23 protein-coding genes and 1 tRNA gene are annotated in these 22,892 nt (G+C 32.7%); 7 read left to right on the top strand and 17 right to left on the bottom strand.

What is annotated here, in order from left to right; all coding sequences use genetic code 11:
* The first annotated feature begins 71 nt into the window (after positions 1 to 71).
* From QGM60_RS11465 to QGM60_RS11440, 6 genes are all read left to right on the top strand, one after another.
* Positions 72 to 159 (top strand) — tRNA-Ser (locus QGM60_RS11465).
* Positions 160 to 234: 75 nt separating this feature from the next.
* A complete protein-coding gene (locus tag QGM60_RS11460) occupies positions 235 to 1,005 on the top strand; it encodes a MotA/TolQ/ExbB proton channel family protein (protein WP_281140384.1) in 771 nt (256 codons plus the stop codon).
* Between the two features lie 17 nt (positions 1,006 to 1,022).
* Positions 1,023 to 1,463, top strand: a complete 441-nt coding sequence (locus QGM60_RS11455; RefSeq protein WP_281140383.1) for a hypothetical protein — start codon at positions 1,023 to 1,025, stop codon at positions 1,461 to 1,463.
* A gap of 6 nt (positions 1,464 to 1,469) precedes the next feature.
* Complete coding sequence (locus QGM60_RS11450; protein ID WP_281140382.1) at positions 1,470 to 2,105, top strand: biopolymer transporter ExbD; 636 nt, start codon at positions 1,470 to 1,472, stop codon at positions 2,103 to 2,105.
* 11 nt (positions 2,106 to 2,116) lie between these two features.
* Positions 2,117 to 2,581, top strand: a complete 465-nt coding sequence (locus tag QGM60_RS11445) for a biopolymer transporter ExbD (protein WP_281140381.1) — start codon at positions 2,117 to 2,119, stop codon at positions 2,579 to 2,581.
* A gap of 93 nt (positions 2,582 to 2,674) precedes the next feature.
* Positions 2,675 to 3,367, top strand: a complete 693-nt coding sequence (locus tag QGM60_RS11440; RefSeq protein ID WP_281140380.1) for a porin family protein — start codon at positions 2,675 to 2,677, stop codon at positions 3,365 to 3,367.
* Here QGM60_RS11440 and QGM60_RS11435 read toward each other — a convergent pair.
* The 15 genes from QGM60_RS11435 to QGM60_RS11365 form a co-directional block, all read right to left on the bottom strand.
* Positions 3,362 to 3,970: a hypothetical protein gene (locus QGM60_RS11435; RefSeq protein ID WP_281140379.1), complete on the bottom strand. Its 609-nt coding sequence runs from the start codon at positions 3,968 to 3,970 to the stop codon at positions 3,362 to 3,364. The genes QGM60_RS11440 and QGM60_RS11435 overlap by 6 nt on opposite strands.
* A gap of 10 nt (positions 3,971 to 3,980) precedes the next feature.
* On the bottom strand, positions 3,981 to 5,447 hold the full coding sequence (rpoN, locus tag QGM60_RS11430) for an RNA polymerase factor sigma-54 (protein ID WP_281140378.1): 1,467 nt from the start codon (positions 5,445 to 5,447) through the stop codon (positions 3,981 to 3,983).
* Positions 5,448 to 5,484: 37 nt separating this feature from the next.
* A complete protein-coding gene (gene asnS / locus QGM60_RS11425) occupies positions 5,485 to 6,918 on the bottom strand; it encodes an asparagine--tRNA ligase (RefSeq protein ID WP_281140377.1) in 1,434 nt (477 codons plus the stop codon).
* Between the two features lie 31 nt (positions 6,919 to 6,949).
* A complete protein-coding gene (locus QGM60_RS11420) occupies positions 6,950 to 9,358 on the bottom strand; it encodes an efflux RND transporter permease subunit (RefSeq protein WP_281140376.1) in 2,409 nt (802 codons plus the stop codon).
* Positions 9,359 to 9,434: 76 nt separating this feature from the next.
* Positions 9,435 to 10,751: a DUF5686 family protein gene (locus QGM60_RS11415; RefSeq protein WP_281140375.1), complete on the bottom strand. Its 1,317-nt coding sequence runs from the start codon at positions 10,749 to 10,751 to the stop codon at positions 9,435 to 9,437.
* A 40-nt stretch (positions 10,752 to 10,791) separates the two neighbouring features.
* Positions 10,792 to 11,346, bottom strand: coding sequence for a ribosome recycling factor (gene frr, locus QGM60_RS11410; RefSeq protein WP_281140374.1), 555 nt, complete (start codon positions 11,344 to 11,346; stop codon positions 10,792 to 10,794).
* Between the two features lie 44 nt (positions 11,347 to 11,390).
* Positions 11,391 to 12,098, bottom strand: a complete 708-nt coding sequence (pyrH, locus tag QGM60_RS11405) for a UMP kinase (RefSeq protein ID WP_281140373.1) — start codon at positions 12,096 to 12,098, stop codon at positions 11,391 to 11,393.
* Positions 12,099 to 12,223: 125 nt separating this feature from the next.
* Complete coding sequence (gene tsf, locus QGM60_RS11400; protein ID WP_281140372.1) at positions 12,224 to 13,198, bottom strand: translation elongation factor Ts; 975 nt, start codon at positions 13,196 to 13,198, stop codon at positions 12,224 to 12,226.
* Positions 13,199 to 13,281: 83 nt separating this feature from the next.
* The gene (gene rpsB / locus QGM60_RS11395; RefSeq protein WP_281140371.1) at positions 13,282 to 14,052 is read right to left on the bottom strand and encodes a 30S ribosomal protein S2; all 771 of its coding nucleotides are present in this window, start codon (positions 14,050 to 14,052) and stop codon (positions 13,282 to 13,284) included.
* 212 nt (positions 14,053 to 14,264) lie between these two features.
* On the bottom strand, positions 14,265 to 14,651 hold the full coding sequence (gene rpsI, locus QGM60_RS11390; protein ID WP_281140370.1) for a 30S ribosomal protein S9: 387 nt from the start codon (positions 14,649 to 14,651) through the stop codon (positions 14,265 to 14,267).
* The gene (gene rplM, locus QGM60_RS11385) at positions 14,651 to 15,106 is read right to left on the bottom strand and encodes a 50S ribosomal protein L13 (RefSeq protein WP_281140369.1); all 456 of its coding nucleotides are present in this window, start codon (positions 15,104 to 15,106) and stop codon (positions 14,651 to 14,653) included. Before rplM ends, rpsI begins: the two co-directional genes overlap by 1 nt.
* Positions 15,107 to 15,277: 171 nt before the next feature.
* Complete coding sequence (locus tag QGM60_RS11380) at positions 15,278 to 15,937, bottom strand: methyltransferase (RefSeq protein WP_281140368.1); 660 nt, start codon at positions 15,935 to 15,937, stop codon at positions 15,278 to 15,280.
* A complete protein-coding gene (locus tag QGM60_RS11375) occupies positions 15,934 to 17,454 on the bottom strand; it encodes a radical SAM protein (protein ID WP_281140367.1) in 1,521 nt (506 codons plus the stop codon). Before QGM60_RS11375 ends, QGM60_RS11380 begins: the two co-directional genes overlap by 4 nt.
* A complete protein-coding gene (locus QGM60_RS11370) occupies positions 17,454 to 18,140 on the bottom strand; it encodes an FkbM family methyltransferase (RefSeq protein WP_281140366.1) in 687 nt (228 codons plus the stop codon). The genes QGM60_RS11375 and QGM60_RS11370 overlap by 1 nt, the downstream gene beginning before the upstream one ends.
* A 12-nt stretch (positions 18,141 to 18,152) precedes the next feature.
* Complete coding sequence (locus tag QGM60_RS11365) at positions 18,153 to 19,340, bottom strand: hypothetical protein (protein ID WP_281140365.1); 1,188 nt, start codon at positions 19,338 to 19,340, stop codon at positions 18,153 to 18,155.
* 90 nt (positions 19,341 to 19,430) lie between these two features.
* Here QGM60_RS11365 and QGM60_RS11360 point away from each other — a divergent pair, with 90 nt between their 5' ends.
* Positions 19,431 to 21,029 (top strand): glycosyltransferase family 87 protein, encoded by a 1,599-nt coding sequence (locus QGM60_RS11360; RefSeq protein ID WP_281140364.1) that lies wholly within the window; start codon positions 19,431 to 19,433, stop codon positions 21,027 to 21,029.
* Between the two features lie 6 nt (positions 21,030 to 21,035).
* Here the strand turns inward: QGM60_RS11360 and QGM60_RS11355 are convergent, their stop codons facing one another.
* Together QGM60_RS11355 and QGM60_RS11350 are read right to left on the bottom strand one after the other, a co-directional pair.
* Complete coding sequence (locus QGM60_RS11355; protein ID WP_281140363.1) at positions 21,036 to 21,785, bottom strand: glycosyltransferase family 2 protein; 750 nt, start codon at positions 21,783 to 21,785, stop codon at positions 21,036 to 21,038.
* Complete coding sequence (locus QGM60_RS11350) at positions 21,786 to 22,892, bottom strand: hypothetical protein (protein WP_281140362.1); 1,107 nt, start codon at positions 22,890 to 22,892, stop codon at positions 21,786 to 21,788.

Genomic DNA, 22,892 nt, shown 5'->3' with positions numbered 1-22,892 from the left:
AACAGTTTAAATTTTAGTGTTTGAAGTTTTTTTCGTTATTTGCCATACTGTAATTTTCTAGTAAAATTCACAGAGAGGTGGCCGAGTGGTCGAAGGCGCACGCCTGGAAAGTGTGTATACCTCAAAAGGGTATCGAGGGTTCGAATCCCTTCCTCTCTGCTGTTAATTTAGCCTAGGATTGCATTATTTTTTTTATCTTTAACACTTTAACTAATAAAATTAAGATTAAGAACAATGAAAAGATTATTTTCTATCCTTGCCATAACATTTTTAATGGCTATCGGAACTGTTAACGCAAATGCAACAACATTAGCATCTACAACAGCCACAGTAACGAGTGTAGCTCAAGAGACGTCAGAAGAACCTGCCGAAGATTTGAGTTTTCACCAAGAATTAAAAAAGCGTTTTATTGAAGGTGGTCCAGGCTTTATGGGTATTGTACTATTATGTTTAATTCTTGGTTTAGCTATCGCTATTGAGAGAATTATCTTTTTAAACCTTTCAACTACTAATACTAAGAAATTAACGCAAAATGTAGAAGATGCATTAAATTCAGGTGGTATTGAAGCTGCTAAGGAAGTGTGTAGAAATACAAAAGGGCCTGTTGCTTCTATTTTTTACCAAGGTTTAGACAGAGCAGACGAAGATATCGATGCTGCTGAAAAAGCTGTGGTAGCTTATGGTGGTGTTCAAATGGGACAACTAGAAAAGAATGTATCTTGGATTTCATTATTTATCGCTCTTGCACCAATGCTTGGTTTCATGGGTACGGTAATTGGTATGATTCAAGCTTTCGATAAAATTGAAGCTGCTGGTGATATGCAACCATCTTTAGTTGCTGGTGGTATTAAAGTAGCACTTTTAACTACAGTATTTGGTCTTATTGTAGCTATCATACTTCAAATTTTCTACAACTATATCATTGCTAAAATCGATAGTATTGTTAATGATATGGAAGATGCATCAATCACATTGATGGACTTACTAGTAAGACACAAAAAATAAAAAAGACCAAATAAATTATGTTACATAAAATATTAAAAATAGTTGCCGCAGTTCTAAGTTTAGTGGGTATTGTATCCTTAGTTAGAATTATTGCTGCTGGTGACGAAGCAATCGAGACAGGTGAAAAAGCTGGTCTTGTCGATCCAATGGCATGGGTTGCTTATATCATCTTAGGACTAGTTTTATTATTCGTAATTGTTTTTGTTATCAAAAACCTTTTTACAAATACATCTGGTCTAAAAAACACCTTAATTGGTATTGGTGCTTTTGCTGCTGTACTAATTATAGCTTATGTTGTATCTGGAGGTGATACCATGCAATACAAATTAGAGGACGGATTTGCAACAGCAGGACAATCTACAATGGTTGGTGCTGGCTTAGTAGCTTTCTATATATTACTAGCTGTAGCTGCTGTATCAATGATATTCTCTGGAGTTAAAAAAGTAATTAGTAAATAAGAGTATATGGCAAAAAGAGCAGCACCCGAAGTAAACGCAGGATCAATGGCTGACATTGCCTTCTTACTACTTATCTTTTTCTTGGTAACAACAACAATTGAAAAAGATAAAGGTTTATTAAGAAGTTTGCCACCAATTGATGACTCACAAGTAGAACCGCCAATTATTAAGCAAAAGAACTTATTTACAGTGCTTATTAACCGAAGAAACCAATTGCTTGTAGAAGATGAGCAAATGGAATTAACGGATTTAAGACAAGCTGCAATAGATTTCTTAGATAATGGAGGTGGAACCAATGCAGCAGGAGAAAGTTGTGATTACTGTAAGGGTGAACGTTCAGAAAGTTCTTCTGATCACCCAGATAAGGCAATCATTTCCATGAAGCACGATAGAGAGACGACTTACGAAAAGTATGTTGAAGTGCAGAACGAACTTGTTGCAGCATACAACTACTTGAGAGAGCGTGAAGCAGAAAGATTATATAAGAGATATTATCCAGACGCTGACAACGTATATCAAGCAATGTTGGAAGAGAAGGAAAAGAATCAATTTAGTAAGGATGAAGTTCTTAATGAGCGTTTAGAGACTATTAAGAAATTATTCCCAATGAAATTATCTGAAGCAGAACCAGATAAAAGTTAAAAGAAATAAATATGTCAAAGTTTAAAAATAAAAAACAAGGTGACTTGCCAGCAATTTCAACGGCATCATTACCAGATATCGTATTTATGTTACTTTTCTTTTTTATGGTAGCAACGGTAATGAGAGATAGTTCCTTGATGATTGAGAATAGGTTACCAAGTGCAGACCAGGTTGAAAAGCTAAAGAAAGATAGAACAATCTTTATTTATGCAGGTAAGCCTAGTAGTCAGTATAAGCAATTTGGTGAAGAACCTAGAATACAGTTTAATGATGCATTTATAGGAGTTGAAGATGTACAGTCTTCAGTAATACAAAGTATCACTGAATTGAATGAAGATTTACAAAGTAAGGTTGTAGTAGGTCTTAAAGTTGATAAAGAAACCAATGCTGGTTTAGTATCAGATATTAAGCAAGAGCTACGTAAGGCAAATGCATTAAAAGTAATGTACATTGCTAATACCAAACTTGAAGAGTAAGAATTAATCTTAATTTTTATATAAAAAAGCGTCCTGATATTTTCAGGGCGCTTTTTTGTTCAATTGTAATTAAAGATTTTGTAGTTTTATTATATGAAATTTAAGCTTTTATTTCTTGTTACTTTTTTTACCTGTTTAGGTTTTTCTCAAGATGATATTGATAAGGAAGAACTCTATAAAAACTATAGAGAAGACCAATTTTATGCTTCTGTTACTTATAACTTATTAAATGAAAAGCCTCAAGGTATGTCACAAAAAGGATTTTCTACAGGCTTTCATTTTGGTTTTATTAGAGATATGCCTATCAATGAAAAACGAGATTTTGCAATTGGTGTAGGACTGGGTTTATCAGGTAATAATTATAATCAAGATATGCTGATTACAGAATCAGATAGAAATTATAGTTTTAATCTCATTGAAAATGACATTAGTTTTACAACTAATAAGATTGAGACGTTCTTAGTTGAAATCCCTTTAGAAATTAGATGGCGAACATCCACAGCCGTCGATTACAGCTTTTGGCGTGTTTATGCAGGAGTAAAGTTGGGTTACTTGTTGTACAATACTGCAAAGTTTAAAAGTGATGATATTGCTGATGTAAAATTGAGTAATATTGATGCTTTTGAAAAGTTACAATATGGGCTTACGCTAAGTGCTGGTTATGGCACATGGAACTTTCATGTTTATTATGGATTGAATCCAATATTTAAAAGTTCTTCCGAATTAGACGGTTCTTCTATAGACATGAAATCCTTAAAAATAGGACTCATGTTTTATATTCTATAACCAATAGTTCAATAATAGGAGTTGAGGAAAAAAGCCAACTAAAAGGCCTACAATAAGCTCATTATTACTATGTGCTTTTAGATGTAATCTTGAGGTGGCAATAGCACCCAAAACAATCATTATAAGTGCTATGGTACCATTAATATTTATTTGGTAATGAATACCTAAAGCCATAGCAAACATAGAAAATCCGGAGGCTGCTATCATATGTATACTAGCTTTAATCTTCAAAAATGCTAAGATTAAACAAGCGATGTTAGAGCAAAGAATTCCCAGAAAGAAATAATATAGCTCTATAATCTCATCAGGCTGTAAAACCCTAATCAGAATAAGGGCAATAATGATACTGTTAATCAGTAATGGGATTAAACGTTCCTTAGTAGTTTTAAGGTAAATTGAATCTACTTTATTAATGGTTTTAAGCAAAAAGAAAAGTAGAATAGGTAAGATAATTGTAAGAATAACAATTGAAAAAATCTTGGCTTTCATTACCGGTTCTGGAATGAAACGTGGTGTTTTAGAAAAGTAGAAAATAACACCCAAAAGAGGCATTATTAACGGATGAAAAACAAACGAAATACTCTTAAGAATAAAATTTTTCATCCAAAGATTATTAAATTTTCTTTCTTAAACGTGCCACAGGAATGTCTAGTTGCTCTCTATATTTAGCTACTGTTCGTCTTGCAATCGGATAGCCTTTTTCCTTTAAGATTTTAGAAAGCGCTTCATCAGTAAGAGGTTTCTTCTTGTTCTCTTCTTCGATAACGGTTTCAAGAATCTTTTTAATCTCTCTTGTAGAAACTTCTTCACCTTGATCGTTAGTCATAGATTCTGAGAAGAACTCTTTTATCAACTTTGTACCATAAGGTGTGTCTACATATTTACTATTGGCAACACGAGATACGGTAGAAACGTCCATTTCAATTTCATCTGCAATATCCTTTAGGATCATTGGGCGTAATTTGCGCTCATCACCTGTCAGGAAATATTCTTTCTGATAATTCATTATAGAGCTCATTGTGACAAATAGTGTCTGCTGACGTTGTCTAACAGCCTCTATAAACCATTTAGCCGCATCTAATTTTTGCTTTATAAACAATACGGCATCTTTCTGGGCTTTCGACTTCTCTTTTGATGCCTTATAGCCTTTAAGCATATTATTATATTCTCTAGATACATGTAGTTCAGGAGCATTTCTTCCATTTAAGGTCAGTTCTAATTCCCCATCAACAATTTTAATAGCAAAATCAGGAACGATGTGCTCTACAATTTTATTATTACCAGCGTAAGAGCCACCTGGCTTTGGGTTTAAGCGTTCTATTTCCTCAATAGCATCTTTAAGTTGCTCTTCGTTGATACTAAATTTTTGCATCAACTTTTTGTAGTGCTTTTTGGTAAATTGCTCAAAACCTTTGTCAATAATTTCGGTAGCTAGCTCAACATCTGGATGCTGCTCTTTTCTATGAAGCTGTATGCTTAAACATTCTTGTAAATTACGAGCGCCAACACCAGCAGGATCTAATTGATGGACTATAGAAAGTACTTTTTCAACTTCTTCCTCAGTAGTATATACATTTTGGGTAAAAGCCAAATCATCCGTAATATCGGCAAGCGAGCGACGTATGTAGCCACTTTCGTCTACACTACCAACTAAAAAGTAAGCAATTTCCTCCTCTTGTTCAGAAAGTCTAAAAGTGTTTAACTGATTTATTAAATGTTGTGTAAACGATGTTCCTGCTGCATAAGGCACATTTTTTTCTTCATCATCCGAACTATAATTATTGGCTTGGGTTCGATATTCAGGAATTTCATCGTCACTTAAATATTCATCAACATTAATGTCATCAGCATCTATGGTTTCATTATCGTTGTAATCTTCAGATGAGTTGTCAAAATCATCAAAGTTATCATCGTTAACATCAGTATCTTTTCCTGTGTCTAAAGCTGGATTTTCTTCTAATTCTTGCTTTAAACGTTGCTCAAAAGCTTGAGTAGGCAACTGTATCAGTTTCATTAACTGAATTTGTTGTGGTGATAGCTTTTGCGAAAGCTTAAACTGTAAATACTGCTTTAGAGCCATAGATGATAATTATCTACTAAAAGTAATAAATCTAAAATTAAAACTCAGCGTTTTGTGGTGTTCTAGGGTAAGGAATAACATCTCTAATATTACCCATACCAGTAGTAAACATAACCAAACGTTCAAAACCTAATCCAAAACCAGAATGAACCGCAGTACCATACTTACGTAAATCTAAGTACCACCATAATTCTTCTTCAGGAATATCTAAAGCTTTCATTTTTTCTTTAAGAACATCGAGGCGTTCCTCACGTTGCGAACCACCAACCATTTCGCCAATGCCTGGGAAAAGAATATCCATCGCTCTTACTGTCTTACCATCTTCATTTAAACGCATATAGAATGCTTTAATATTTGCAGGATAATCGAATAAGATTACTGGACATTTAAAATGTTTTTCAACTAAATAACGCTCGTGCTCAGATTGTAAATCTGCTCCCCATTCTTCAATAATATAGTTGAATTTCTTTTTCTTATTTGGTTTAGAATTTCTTAGAATATCAATAGCTTCGGTATAGCTTACACGTTTAAAGTTATTGTCTACAACAAACTTAATTTTTTCAATTAAGCTCATATCACTACGCTCTGCTTGAGGCTTCGTTTTTTCTTCGTCTAAAAGACGCTTTTCTAAAAACTCAAGGTCTTCTCTGTTGTGTTCTAAAACATAGCTTAAAACAGATTTCATAAAGTTTTCAGCTAAATCCATATTGCCTGCCAAATCCATAAAAGCCACTTCTGGCTCTATCATCCAGAATTCAGCTAAGTGACGCGACGTATTTGAGTTTTCAGCTCTAAAAGTCGGACCAAAAGTATATACTTTGCCAAGAGACATGGCAAAAGTTTCAGCTTCTAACTGACCAGAAACGGTTAGGTTAGTCTCTTTACCAAAGAAATCTTCTTTATAGTTAACTTCACCATCTTCAGTTAATGGAGGATTTTTAGCATCTAAACTTGATACTCTAAACATTTCACCTGCACCTTCAGCATCGCTCCCTGTGATAATTGGAGTATGCATGTAGTAAAATCCATTTTCATTGAAATATTTGTGAATGGCAAATGATAGTGACGATCTCAAACGCATTACAGCACTAAAAGTACTAGTTCTGGTACGTAGATGAGCATTCTCTCTTAAAAATTCAAACGAATGCTTTTTAGGTTGAATAGGGTAGGTTTCAGGATCGGAATCCCCTAAAACTTCAAGTTCTTTTACTTGAATTTCTACAGACTGTCCTTTGCCTTGGCTTTCTACCAATTCGCCAGTAATATTAACGGCAGCACCTGTGGTAACGCGTTTTAATAGACTTTCATCAAAATTTTCAAAATCTACAACACATTGAATATTATTTAATGTAGAACCATCGTTAAGAGCAATAAATCGGTTAGCTCTAAAAGTTCGTACCCATCCTTTTACGGTAACATCTTGTAAGGTCACATCTTGTGAAAGTAGTTGTGCTACAGTTTTTGTTGTCATTTTTAAAATATTTTGAATGCTAAGATAATTGTTATTCTTTGTTTTTTATGTTGTCCTCGGTATCATCTTCCGAAGGAATAATATTAATTGCAGGCTCTCTAAGAACTTCTTTATTGGCAATATTTCTTTCTAATGAAAGTAATAAGGATGGCAATAATAGTAAATTAGAAAGCATAGCGAAAAGTAAAGTTATAGAAACTAAAGCTCCTAGAGCTACAGTACCACCAAAACTTGATATGGTAAACACAGAAAACCCGAAAAACAGAACAATTGAAGTATAGAACATACTTACACCTGTCTCTCTAAGGGCTGCATATACTGATTTTCTAATTTTCCAATGGTTGGCTTGTAATTCTTGTCTGTATTTTGCCAAGAAGTGAATAGTATCATCCACAGAAATACCAAAGGCAATACTAAATACCAAAATAGTTGACGGTTTTATAGGAACACCCAGATAACCCATTAAACCAGCTGTGACTAAAAGTGGTAAAAGGTTTGGGATTAGTGATACAATAATCATCCTGAATGAACGGAATAAATATGCCATAAATAATGATATGAGCACAATGGCAAGCGTTAATGAAATCACTAAATTTCTCACTAAGTATTTAGTTCCTTTTTGAAAAACTAAAGCCTTACCGGTCATGGTAACTTCATAGCGTTCCTCAGGAAAAAGTTTAGTTATTTTATTTTGAATATTTTCCTCAATACGCTCCATTTTGTCCGTACCAATATCTTTCATAAAGGTTGTTATACGAGCATATTGACCAGTGCTATCTACAAAATTCTTTAGTAAATCTACATCTGAATTTGAGTTTTTAGCATAAGAAAGAATAAAGCTGTTTTCTTGGCTTGTAGGTAACTGATAATATTTTGGATTTCCGTTATAGTAGGCTTGTTTGCTATATTTTACAAGGCTCACCACAGAAATTGGGCGAGATAATTCAGGAGTTTCGTTGATGAGTTCTTCAAGTTCATTTATGCGTTTTAGGGTGGCTAATTTCATTACACCCTTTTTACGTTTGGTATCAACCATAATTTCTAAAGGCATAATACCATTAAATTCATCTTCAAAGAAACGAATATCTTTAAAAAATTGTTTGTCTTGAGGCATATCTTCAATAAGACTGCCAGAAATTCTTATTTGATTGAGACCAATCATACTTAGAATTATCAAAACGAGAGCTGTTGCATAAATAGTAATTTTTCTATGCTTTACCATGCGCTCTATCCAATCAACAAAGCCTCCGATCCAACGTTTGTTGAGATGTTCTAAATGTCTTTCTTTAGGATAAGGTAAAAACGTATAAATTATAGGAATTATAAGAAGGCACAGTATGAAAATTGCTAGTATACTTAACGATGCTACAATACCAAATTCTTTAAGAAGCTTACTTTCGGTGAGAATAAAAGTAGCAAAACCAGAAGCCGTGGTTACATTAGTCATTAATGTGGCATTACCTACTTTGGTAATAACACGTTGCAAAGATCTTACTTTGTTACCGTGAGATTTTACTTCGTGTTGGTATTTGTTTATTAAAAAAATACAGTTAGGAATACCAATAACAATAATCAATGGCGGAATTAAAGCCGTAAGTACTGTAATCTCATAACCCAACAAACCAATAATCCCAAAGGTCCACATTACACCTATACAAACAACGATCAACGAAATAAATGTGGCTCTAAATGATCTGAAGAAAAAGAAGAAAATTAAAGATGTTACAAATAATGCAGCACCAATAAAGATTGGAATTTCATCAACAATATTTTGTGAGTTAAGCGTTCTTATATAAGGCATACCAGAAACCCTAACATCAAGATTGTTTTTATCTTTAAAGTCTTTTATTTTTTCCTCTAAGACATCAATAATAAAATCTTTTCTAGCAGGAGTATTTACAATGTCTTTCTTTAAATATATAGCTGTACGAATGGTTTTTGTTTCAGCATTAAATAAAAAGTTATCGTAAAAAGGATACTGCTCAAAAAGTTCTGTTTGAAGTTTTTCAATTTGCTCAACACTTCTAATTGAGTCTTTTACAAATGGTTCTAAATCAAACTTTTGATCTTCATTATTTTTAATTAATTTTTGAAGATCCTTTATAGATAGAACTGTTTCAACTTCATCATAAGACTTAAAGGAATCTGCAAGTTTGTTCCAAGCATTAAGTTGTTTTACACTAAATAAGCTAGAATCTTTAACACCTAAAACAATAAGATTACCTTCTTCGCCAAAGATATTTAGAAAGTTATTGTACGTAATGTTAACCTCATGTTCATCAGGTAACATATTAGCTTCAGTATAGGTGAAACGCATATGTCTCCATTGCATGCTAAAGAATACCGTAGCTAAAATTATAGCTAATAAAATGAAAATTTTATTGCGAAGAATTAGCCTCGCAATTGCTTCCCAAAATCCTTTGGTTAATAGTTTAAACATACATTGAAGAAAATGAGCCGCAAAGGTAGAAAAAACCTAAGGAATAGCTAGGTAATTAACACTAATATAATATGAATTATAGTGAAATATTAAAGGTGAACTTAAAAGCGATATTATCTTCAAAATTTGGAAGATGATAACCTCCATATCTGTAGGCAAAACTAAGTCCAAACCCAAAAAGTAATCGATTGATTTCTAAGCCAGACTCTGAGTACAATTTTTCAAGTGTATTGAATTCTATACCTTCATGTCTATCAATACTTTTCATATTGCCAATAGCATATCTTGAAATTAAAACCAATTGTGGTTTAAACCACTCAGAGACTTTAAATGGACTAAAAGCATGTTTTATTTGTAGGGTTGAAAACTTATCACTAAAAAATTCATTGAAATACATAGTTTCAAAACTGTTGAGACCAGCTACTGAGAAACGTTGTAAAATGGTTTCTTTTGTTATGTTATTTGGATAAGCATGATACAAATGCGTTAAAGGCGTTTTACCACCCGCAATACCAGCAACTAAAGTAATATTAGTTTGAGCATTGTTATCATAATTGAACTGTTGAATAGTTCTGAAATCTATTTTAGAAAAATCAAAGTCACTTCCAAAAACAGACTTAAAACCTTTAGTAACTTGAAGAGTGAATTTAGGATAACCATCAATTAAAGTTTTAACCTTATCTCCTTCTAATAATTCAAACGTACTAAAAGGACTCCATTGTAAACTTAGTTTAGCCATACTTAAATCGAATGAGTTATAAGCACGGTCATCAACTAAAAAATTATAATTGTAAGTAGGGTTGATTTTGCTAAGTGACAACTCAGTTTCTGAGACCAAATGGTTGGTTATTTTATGTTCTACAGCTATAGCTTTTGTGATATGTCGGTGAAATAAATCAATGTTTAAAAGCCGAGGTTCAAAAAACGTAAAGAATCGTTTATCCGTTAAAAACTTAGAGCTTCCCGTTTCTTGCAAATCGTCAGTGTATGATAGGTTGACCCAAGTATTTGTAGATCTGCTAACCCTAAAGCCACCACCAATTCTATATTTTATACGGTCATCTTTGAATCCATAAACGACATAAGAATTCAGTCTGTATTTTTCTGAAAATCGGTCGTTGGTAACTCCGCCTAAACCTGTTCTAAATCCTTCGTATTGATTAAATTTTACTAAATAACGTAAATCCGCATTGAAGTAGTTGAAAGGAAAAAAGCCATTACCTATATTTTTAAGAAACTCTGCTTTTTTGATAGAATCACGAGCTTGTTCAATGGAATCTCTATCTTTTGTTTGTGGTTGTTGAGCAAAAATATTTGTTGCATAAAAGAATAAGAGAACAACAAATAAGCGCTGTAACATAAGAGAGGGTAAAATAGTTGTTAAATAAAACATCCCAAAAACACATTTGGGATGAATATTCTTTTTGTTGAGACTAAACAGTCATTATTTCTTTTTCCTTAACGTCTAGAATACTATCAATTTTCTTAACGTAAGAATCTGTGAGCTCTTGTACATCGATTTCAGCATTGCTTTGTAAATCTTCAGAAACATCAGCCTTTTTTAGGTCGTTCATTGCATCTTTACGTGCATTTCTTACACCAATTTTAGCATCTTCTGCTTCAGCTTTTGCTTGCTTTGCTAAATCTTTACGTCTTTCCTCAGTTAAAGGTGGAACATTGATGATAATCATTTCACCATTATTCATCGGATTAAATCCAAGATTAGCAATCATAATACCACGCTCAATTTCTTGAAGCATATTTTTTTCCCAAGGTTGAACAGAAATTGTTCTTCCGTCTGGTGTATTAACATTCGCAACTTGGTTTAAAGGAGTTTGAGATCCGTAATAATCTACCATTACACTGCCTAACATAGCAGGACTAGCTTTACCAGCTCTGATATTAACCAATTGCTTTTCAAGATGCTTTAATGCAGCATCCATGGATTCTTTTGTTGAGTCTATTATAAATTTAATTTCTTCGTCCATTGTGTTAAAATTTTAATTGAGAGTTATCAAAATTTAAGCCAAACCTATAGGTTAACTACCGTTCCAATGTTTTCACCAGTTACGACTTTACGTAGATTTCCTTTTTTGTTCATGTCAAATACTATGATAGGTAATTTGTTTTCCTGACTCAAAGTGAAAGCTGTAGTATCCATAACTTTTAAACCTTTACGTAGCACATCATCAAACGTTATATGGTCAAACTTTATTGCTGAACTATCTTTTTCTGGGTCAGCGGTGTAAATACCATCAACACGTGTACCTTTTAAAATAACATCAGCTTCAATTTCAATAGCTCTGAGTACTGCTGCTGAATCTGTAGTGAAATAAGGATTACCTGTACCACCACCAAAGATAACCACACGGCCTTTGTTTAAATGGCTCATAGCTTTCCTTCTAATAAAAGGCTCTGCAACTTCATTGATTTTTATGGCCGTTTGAAGACGTGTTTTTATACCTGTATCTTCAAGCGCATTTTGCAAGGCCAAACCATTTATTACAGTGGCTAACATTCCCATATGATCTCCTTGAACACGATCCATACCGTTCATAGCACCTGCAACACCTCTAAAAATGTTACCACCTCCAATAACTATAGCGACTTCAACACCCAAGTCCGTAATCTCTTTAATTTCTTCAGCATATTCGTTTAATCGCTCAGGATCTATACCGTATTGACGATTTCCCATTAAGGCTTCACCAGACAATTTTAGAAGTATTCTTTTGTATTTCATTTTGAATTTTAAAAGTTGAACAAAGCTACATAATTATTGGCATCTGTAAAAGAGAAAAAAATATCAAAAAAAAGCCTTTCATTTTTGAAAGGCTTTAATATTCTTTTTTTTTTAGAATAAATGAATTATCCTACAGTAGCACGTTTAAAACCAGCTACTTCTACGTCTCCGTATGTTTTAACGTATTCAGCAACAGTTTGCTTATCATCTTTGATAAACTTTTGATCTAATAAACATTGTTCTTGATCTAAAGTTGTGTTATCAGAAATGAAACGCTCCATTTTACCTGGTAAAATTCTATCCCAGATTTGCTCTGGCTTACCTTCAGCTTTTAATTCAGTTTTAGCATCTTCTTCAGCTTTAGCAATAACTTCTGGAGTTAATTGTGCCATAGAGATGTACTGAGGTACATTTTTTAAAGTTTTGCCTAAACGACCTAACTCTATATTATCTTTTTCGATAGCTGCAATACGAGCTTCAGTTTCAGAAGCTACATAAGCAGGATCAAAATCTTTGTAAGATAAAGTAGTTGCTCCCATAGAAGCTACTTGCATAGCTACATCTTTAACTAAAGTTTCAACATTATCAACTTTAGCAGAAAGACCTACTAATGCAGCAATTTTATTGATGTGAACATATTGTCCAACATATGGTGCTTCTAATTTTTCAAAAGCAGTGATGTCTAATTTTTCACCGATAACACCAGTTTGCTCAGTTAATTTATCTGCAACAGTCATTCCGTCAAAATCAGCAGCTAAGAATTCTTCCTTAGTGTTGTAGTTTAATGCTGTTTCAGCTAAATCGTTAGCAAGTTTTACGAAGTTTTCGTTTTTACCAACAAAGTCAGTTTCACAACCTAATACAATTGCAACACCAACTGTATTGTCTGCATTTATTTTAGCCACAGCAGCACCTTCAGAAGAATCTCTGTCAGCTCTCTTTTCTGCAACTTTTTGTCCTTTTTTACGTAATACTTCAATGGCTTTGTCAAAATCGCCACCAGCCTCGACTAAAGCTTTTTTACAATCCATCATACCAGCACCAGTTGCTTGTCTTAGCTTGTTTACTTCTGCTGCTGTAACTTTTACAGTGTTTTCCATAGTGTTTAAATTTAAAAAGTCGATTAATTAATTTTCAACAAAGAAAAGAATTAAACGACTTTCATATATTTTCTAAATGTTATTTATTCTTCTTCTTCGTTTGCAACAGCTTTTTTAGCCTTTTTTGCAGGTTTAGCTTTACCTTCTTTATCAGCTGCTTTTTCAGCTTTTCTTTCGTTTAAACCATCTTCGATTGCAGATGTTACGATAGATAAAACTTTGTTGATTGATTTAGAAGCATCATCATTTGCAGGGATAACGTAATCTACCTGACGTGGGTCAGAGTTAGTATCTACCATGGCAAAGATTGGAATGTTTAATTTTTGAGCTTCTTTTATCGCGATGTGCTCACGCATAATATCAACTACAAATAAAGCACCTGGTAAACGTGTCATATCAGAGATAGAACCTAAGTTCTTTTCTAACTTAGCACGTAAACGGTCTACTTGTAAACGTTCTTTTTTAGATAAAGAGTTGAATGTTCCGTCTTTCTTCATTCTATCAATAGAAGCCATTTTTTTAACAGCTTTTCTAATAGTAACAAAGTTAGTTAGCATTCCACCTGGCCAACGCTCAGTAATGTAAGGTTGGTTTACAGCTCCTGCTTTTTCAGCAACGATGTCTTTAGCTTGTTTTTTTGTAGCAACGAATAAGATTTTCTTACCTGATGCTGCAATTTTACTTAATGCTGCACAAGTTTCATCGATTTTAGCTGCTGTTTTGTAAAGGTTGATGATATGGATACCGTTACGCTCCATATAGATGTAAGGGGCCATGTTTGGATTCCACTTACGTGTTAGGTGACCAAAATGTACACCTGCGTCAAGTAATTCTTTTACTTCTACTTTTTCCATTTTTGTAATAGTTTACGTTCTGTTGAATTAGCAATGATTAAGTGGTTGCCTTGGCTTGCCTTAACCATTTAGATGCTAAACTAAATCCTGACTGTTAGGTCATGGACAACAATAACTGGTTTAAATTTTGCTGAATTTTCAGCGGTTTCAATAAATAATAAAATAATCCAGAACCTGAAAAGTTCAGATTCTGAATTAAGTGTTGTTGGATATTAACGTTTAGAGAACTGGAATTTCTTACGCGCTTTCTTCTGACCGAATTTCTTACGCTCTACCATTCTTGGATCTCTTGTTAATAGACCTTCTGGCTTTAATATTGCTCTGTTTTCAGCATCAACTTCGCACATAGCACGAGATAATGCTAAACGTATAGCTTCCGCCTGGCCGGTGATACCACCTCCATATACGTTTACAGTAATATCAAAGTTGCCATCATTGTTAGTCATGGTAATAGGTTGGTTTACTTTATACTGCAAAGTAGCAGTAGTAAAGTATTCCGCCATGTCTTTTTTGTTCACCGTGATGTTACCTTTTCCTTGAGCAACATACACACGAGCAACAGCCGTCTTTCTACGGCCAATTTTGTGAATTACTTCCATTAGTTAAATTCGTTTAAATTAATTGTTTTTGGCTTTTGAGCTTCATGAGCGTGCTCAGCACCAGCAACAACAGTTAAGTTTCTAAAAAGAGTTGCTCCTAATTTGTTTTTAGGTAGCATTCCTTTTACTGACTTTTCTACTAATCTGGTTGGGTCTTTCTCAAACATTTCAGTAGCAGTCAAGCTTCTTTGACCACCTGGATAACCTGTGTGACGGATATAACTTTTATCTGTCCATTTGTTACCAGTTAAGTTGATTTTTTCAGCGTTTACAACAATTACGTTGTCACCGCAATCAACGTGTGGCGTAAAGTTAGGCTTGTGCTTACCTCTTAAAAGTTTTGCTACTTTAGAAGCTAAGCGACCTAAGTTTTGTCCTTCAGCATCAACTAAAACCCACTCCTTATTAACGGTAGCTTTGTTAGCAGAAACTGTTTTGTAGCTTAATGTATCCACACTAATTTGATTTATTATTGCACCATAGGGTACAAAAGATTAAACATTTCTCTTCCGAAAAAGAGTTTGCAAATTTACGACAAACAATTGGATTGGCAAATGTTATTTGAAGGTTTTTTTGTGCTGGAAATCAGAGTGATTAAGAATATTATTTTTTAATCAAAATTTCGTCTAAATTTTACTGACTTTAAAAATGAAATTATGCTCGACAAAATTGGCTCTTTCTTGTTCGATTGTAAGTTGAAAATGATTTTCTAATGCAATCTTTTTTATGGTTGTGAGATCACAATCTTGGGATAATATCATCAGAATAGTTTTGTCATCACGATGAGATAATTGTTGGAATAATTGATGGAAATATTCAAAATCTTTACCACAGAACCAAGCTCTTTCTTTTGTGTTCTTTGGTGTTTTAGGATAGTATGGAGGATTAATAATGATATAGTCAAAGCTATTTTCAGAAATATTGTTGAATAGGTCTGAATTTAATATTTCTACATCTAGATTATTTTTTTTAGAAGCTTTGTTTAATGCTTCTAATGCCACTGTGTTTATGTCAGATGCAGTGACTATAGCACCTTTTGAGGTAGCGTAAAGTGATATTATTCCAGAGCCGCAACCTAATTCTAAGAAGGTTTTGTTTGTAATATCTAGTTGCTTTATACAGTCTAATAAGATTTTTGTACTTAGTGTATAGTGTGGTGGAAATACTTCTGGCATGACCATAACCTCAATACCATCATATTTATAAGATCTTGGTTTTGAGAAATAACTCTCGGTACCATATTTTAAAAATGGATGTGATATTTTTTTTAATAGCTTTCTTATCATTCTGAATAAAAACCTTCAATTTCAGGTTGTCTGTATTTCCAAATTTTGTGTAATGCTTTTATTTCATAAGGATATTTGTAAACTCCTGTTTTGTATCGAAGCTGAGAAATGGAACGTAAAATTCTCTTTTTAAATCCTTTAATTCTGAAATCTGATGCTGTAGGATAGTAACCATTAAGTACAGTTTCAAAATTCATTATTCGATCGACCATTTTTGGTGTAAGCCAAGGTGTTAAAGGATTTTTTCTTAAATCGAAATTTTCCCAAGCAGGATCTAACCAATCATCTAGTTTTTTAGGAAAGCTAAATCCAGCTTTTTGGATTTGCTCGTATAATTCAGACCCTTCTGTCGCCACTGGGCTATACAGATATATGATGATTTCAGAGTCAGGATTTATGTCTTTTATTTCTTTAATGAAGTTGATATCCCATTCTATTTGCTCCATAACCTGTTCTGGTGTGTCCGCAGGCATTCCTAATACAAAAGAGAATTCTGGGATAATACCTATAGGATATAGCCGAGCAGCAAAGTCTTTAATACCTTGACCTGTTTGCGTTCCTCCTTTATTCATTTGTTTTAAAATCTCATCATTACCCGTTTCGGCACCTAAGAATATCATTTTGCAACCTGCTTCTTTCATTAAAATTAGGTCATCGTCTGAGTACTTGTTTATGGTATCAATACGACCTTCGCCCCACCAAGTAATACCATCATCTTTTATAAGTTCTGAAAATTCTACAACACGTTTTCTAGAAGTAAAAAAGTTGTTGTCGTGAAATTCTATAGCATCAATACCATAATTGGTTTTAAAATAAGAGACATCTTTATAGACGCTTTCGGCAGATTTCGCTTTCCAGCGTCCATCATATATAGGTACAACTGCACAGAACGAACAGGTAAATGGACATCCTAAACTTGAGTGGTATGAAAATGTTTTACTTCCTAAAAAAGTTCGGCTTAAGTAATTTTCTAAATTATATAAGGAATTGAGATGCTCGTATGGTAAATCAGGTAGCGCATTTTGGTCTAGTAACTTTTCTTTTTTCGTCCTAACAATATTGCCATCTTCATCTTGATAGATAAGATTCATAATGTTAGGAAGCACTTCTAAATTGCCAGATTCTAATGTGTTTAACAGCTGAGGGAATGTGACATCTCCTGGACCATTAACGATATAATCTACATAAGGTGCTTCAATTGACACCTTATATTGATTAGAAGCAAAATAACCTCCCCAAATAGTGATGGAATCAGGAAATTCTTCTTTTATATTTTTGGTAAATGGAATGGCTTGTCGTAATTGAGGGCCAGGCATAACCGTAGAACAGAAGTATTTAAACTCGCCAGTTTTAAAATAGTCGTAAATCGTTTGCCAAGGGTCTTCTTCTAAATTTCCATCAACAAATACATAATCATATTTTCCGTGAATGGATGCACCTACCTGAAGAATAGAATTAGGAATTCTGTGCTTGCTATTGGCACTTCTTGGGTTGAATATGATGATTTTGTTTGACACTATTTTATAAGCTTTGCGAGAATATTACCGTGTAGGTTTTTAATGTTCATTTCGTTGATTTCTAACTTCAATTCTTTTGCTGACAACCAAATTTTACGAATAAAAATAGGATTTTCATTAAGGGTGTAATTGAATTTATACGTTCCTAGTTCATCTAACTTTGATAGACACAGAATGGTTTCTTCTACAAATCCACCTGTAAATTCAAATTCAATCAGAGGGATTTTATAGTTCAAGCTTTTTAAGACTTCGTATTCATAACCTTCAACATCGATTTTACAAAAATCTGGAATTCCGTAACGTTCAATCTGTGAGTTTAAAGTTACAACTTTAACAGGTTGTTTTTTGTTCCAATAAATAGAATCGGTTGTAAAATAGGATTTAAATTTATTGGATAATGTAGCAATTTCTATGTGATTGCCTAATGATAAGTCTAAGGTAGCATTTTCACTACCTATAGCCATATTAACTATTGAAAAATCAGGATATTCCTGGTTTAGTTTATTTAAAGCATTTTGGCAATTTTCTTGAGGCTCAAATGCCACAACAGTATGTTTTAGGCTTAAAAATATTGAACTCTTGTAGCCAATGTTTGCACCAATATCAAAGCAAAGACTATCTTTCTTGAGGATGGACTTGTAAAGGCGCCTAAGCTTTTTTTTATGTAAAAACTTTTTAAAAAACATTCTTTTTTGTCATTAAGCAGTTTTAATTAGTTTTTGTTTTCTAAGTCTTAGATAAAAGAACAACGCAAATATTTGGGCTATAGCGTTAGCGGCCAAGACGCCTGTAACATTATAATCGAGATATAATAAAAGTAATGATAAACCAAAATTGATTATTAGACAAATTACAGAAATAGTGATGACTTTTTTTTCTAGAAACATTTTAAAGCAGACAAGAATATCTATTGAATAAACATAGCAAGGGTAACCAATAATGAAGCCTAAAACGAGTTGGAAAAATGATAGTTGAATATCAAAAAACAAAAGTGCATAATAAATAGAGCCAACTATAAAGCTATTTGCTAAAAGGCCAAAAGTTGCTACATTTTTTTTAATCTTTCTTAGATTTTTAGACGGCATTCTATAAATGTTCTTTACGTAAGGAAAAAGTAATAGCATTACAACTGACTGAGAAAAAATGAAAAACCCTGAAATGATTTGATACTCGCCTAATAATTTACCAGAATAGAATATGCTGTAAGCATAAATATCAATCTTAGACTGCATAAATCCAGATATTGCTAATAGGAAAAAAGGTAAACTCAATTTTAGAAGACTAAAATCGAATTTAAACTCTTTAAACCTTAAAAACTTTTTATAGATAATAATAGACATCACTGCCTTAATAACAACAGAGATTGCATAACTCCTTATTAAAATTGAAATATCTAGATTTTTTCTAAAAATGAATAACATAATTATTAGTACCAAAAAGCTGATAACCTCAATGCTAATAGATATAATGTAGTCTCGATTGTAATAAATTATTGATAGAAATGAATCATACAAAAATAAACCTAATAACCATAATATTAAATACAATGACAGATGTAAAGGAAATAGAATTAAGATGCTTACAATAAATATTGTGCAAAGTACTAATCTGGCTAAAACTAGTTGTTGCCAATCTGCAACAATATTTCTTGGGTTTTGACTGAATAAGCGAAGTAAATAGTTCTTGCTTCCCCAACTTGTTACTATTGAAGCTAAAAAGAAAAAGAGCATATACTCTACAAAATTACCCCAAAGCGCTTTTGAAAAATAATTGACAATGAGATAAGAAAAAACTATAGAAATTAAGGGGTTTAAGACACTTCTAAAACCATTGATTGCTATTGGGTAAAAACGATTAGCTGTTTTCTTTAATTTTTGGTTGGTCATTTAATTTCTTCTATAGCAAAATCACAATTTAAGCTATTTAAATTTTAGAGACCTATATATCATTGATTAATATTATTTTTATCAATAGCGATGAGAAATTTTTTAAATCTAAATAGACAGACCTTAATATATTTCACACCTTTAGGGTTGGTGTTGATTTACTTTTTTTTGAAATCATTGTCTTTTCCTTTGCACGATTTTGCCAATAGTTATTTTCCTGCTGATATTACTTCGAATAGTGAAGAACCAGAACTTATTCTTTTTGATATCTATAACTACAACGAGTACATCTGGGATTTAGGTTATAAAGAAGTTTTGGGCGATTTTTATCTCAATAGCCCTTTTAATGCTGTAGCTTTTTATCCGTTAACTTATGTGCAGAACGCTTATATCGCCAAGGCGATTTTTAATTGCATAAGCATACTACTCTTTATAATATCCGTATATCTTTTGTATCAACGCTTGGGTAAAAGCAAAAGGTGGTTAATTGTTGCAGTACCTATATTGTTTTTTATTCCTTTGAGGAATCAAATTATGTTTGGTCAAACGTATTTTTTGGTGTTTTTATTGGTTGTTATTGGTTATGTGTTATTTGAAAAACAAAAGAGACTATCAGGAAGTAGTCTGTTGGTTACAGCAGCTTTGCTGAAAGTATTTCCTATAGCTTATGGTTTGCCACTGCTTTTTAAAAGGGAATGGAAAACAATTTTAACGGCGATAATTGTAGCCATAGTCTTTTTGGCATTGTCTATAGCGTTCACAGGAATTTCAATATGGGAAACCTATTTTTTTGAAGTGATTCCCAATGCCATAAAAAATAAGAGTACGGTTAATTTTCAGTACAACGCGCAATCTATGGATGTGTTTTTAAAAACACTATTTGTTAAGGATGACTACTATAATCCATCAGCCATTTTTGATAATGAACAACTGTATTATGCCTTAAAATGGATTTATAAATCAGTTGTAATTGGTATAGCCATATCTCTTAGTTTGTCTCGTAAAAATGAACTGTTTGCTTTGCTTTCAATTTGGGTAGTGACTTTATTTTTACTACAATCTAGAACTGCAACTTACGCTCAGGTTTTATGGCTGATTCCAGCGTACTATATAATGTCATTATCTATCTCAAAAACAAAAATAATAGTATTTCTTGTTGTGTTGTTTTTGGTATGTAATCTGCCGATTGCTAGTTTAGAACCTTTGCCTTTGGTGTTTAAATTTTCAAGATTATGGCTTAGTATTATCCTAGCAGGTCTATTTTTCTTTAGTTTTAATACAAAGATTAATTACAAGTATATCGCCTTAGGCTTTGTAATCTTATTGCCTTTGCATTTTGATATGTTTTCTAAACCAAAAAAAGACAATTCAACTTATGTTTTAGAAGAACAAAAGCATTTTATGATTTATGATTTTTATGAAGAAAAGGGTGTTTTAACATATGTAGCACTTGGTAAAAATGGTAATGAGATTGTGGCAACTAACATAAGCATCAAAAGTTTTGACGAAGCTTCGTACACTATCGTAAACAACCAGGTTGTAGTCAATGGAAAACAGATAACAGATACACCTGATCTTAAGAAAAAACCAGTATTAGTAAATGATTGTGAAGTGTTTTTTCTTACTGACTCAAGATCGCGGAGAGGTGCTTACACTATAAAAAAGATTGATATTTGTAATTCGTTTTGAGTCTCTTTATTTCAATGAGTTAAAGAGTTTGAAGTTGTAAAGTTTCAAACGTTGAAATAAAAAAGCACAAGACACTTTTAATACACCAATACCATAAATAAAACTACGCTTAAAATTTATAGATGATGAGTCTTTTTCATATTTAGCAGGACAGGATATTTCACCAATAATAATACCTTTATAACAACATTGAGCCAAAATCTGATTATCAAAAATAAAGTCATCTGAATTATTTTGATAAGGAATAGATTTTAAAACCTTAGTGCTAAATGTTCTATACCCAGTGTGATATTCAGATAATTTCTGATTCATTAGAACATTTTGAATAAACGTCAATATTCTATTAGAAATGTATTTATAAATAGGCATACCGCCAGAAAGTGCACTTTTTCCCAAAATACGAGACGCAAGTACAACATCATAAACTCCGTTAGCCACCATATCAGCCATTGCGGGAATTAACTTTGGGTTGTACTGATAATCTGGATGTAACATTATAACAACATCAGCACCTAATTCAATAGCCTTATCATAGCAACTTTTTTGATTAGCACCATAACCTAAGTTTTTGCTATGTTGAATAATATGCTTTATGCCAATATGCTTTGCAACTTCTAGAGTGTTATCGTTGCTGTAATCATCTGTGAGAATCACTTCGTCAACTATATCCAGAGGTATTTCTCTATAAGTTTGCTCTAAAGTTTTTGAAGCATTATATGCAGGAAGTATGACTACTATTTTTTTTTGATAGAGCATTTATTTCAAGAGATTAATAGTGTTACTTGATTTTTCTCTTATACTCTCTGGAACCTCAATAACCTTAAAAGGGGATAGACTATCAATATCTTTTCTATGATACAAATTACCTAAAAAAGGGAATTCTTCATAAATATGGGTTTCTAATCCAGAAAGTTTGTTTTCAACTTCCTTTAGAGGCATATTCCATTCTCTAGATATACGTTCGCCAGAAGGTTCCATAAAAGAGATATAAACAAGCTCTAATTCTGTGTGTAGTTTTTTATTCTTTAGGCTTTTATCTTTCCATAGAGTATTTTGATATTTTTGAAGCTTTTGGTTAAAATAGACCAAAGTATCATCTAGCTTAAAATAATCTAAGTAGTTGTTGTAGTTTTTTTGTGTTTTAAATAAAGGCTGTACAACAACCTCGTGACACCAAATACATTTTGCATGAGTTCCTGCTCGAGTAAGATTACTATTAGCAGCATATTTAATATTTCCCTTTATATCGTAAATTCCAAATTTTAATTGACCATTTGGCATTCTCTCTGTGGTTTCATATTCTAAGGTATCCTTAGTAATAGAATCAATTTCAGCAGAGATAAATGCTTGTCTGTTATTTTCAAGAATATCAGTAAAAGAAATTATACGATGTACATTCGATATGCTAGAGTTATCTATGTATCCTTTTGTTTCCAAAAATTGATAATCTTCATTAAAATCTTTTAATGTTTCCGACACATCTGTTATAGCGTAATAGTGGCTAGAAGTACCAAAGGTTAACGTTACATAACGACCTAAATCAAAAGCATTATGTTGTTTATAGTATTCGGTTTTCTTAAATAAGTATTGAAGTTTAGCTAGTTTAGAACTAGCATCTTCAGAAAACCCTAGAGTTCTAACGTCTAAAGAAACTATAGAATCTTTTGGATTAAATTTAATGAGTGTAGAATCATTGGCAATGGTAGAACCCAAATACGAAAAAGCCCATTTTAAGCCAGTAATGTTTCGCTCAAATGTATCTTCTGGATAAGCTTTATTCCATTTCAGATTGATTTCATAATCTTTCTTCGAACATGAAAAACAAAGGAATAAAACAATCAATATGGAAAGATAGGGTTTCAT

Origin of the sequence: Winogradskyella sp. SYSU M77433 (assembly GCF_029911945.1) — a bacterium.
In the GTDB taxonomy this organism is placed as follows: Bacteria; Bacteroidota; Bacteroidia; order Flavobacteriales; family Flavobacteriaceae; genus Winogradskyella.
The sequence above is the reverse complement of the archived record's forward strand: the minus strand, read 5'-3'. Positions and strand labels throughout refer to the sequence as shown.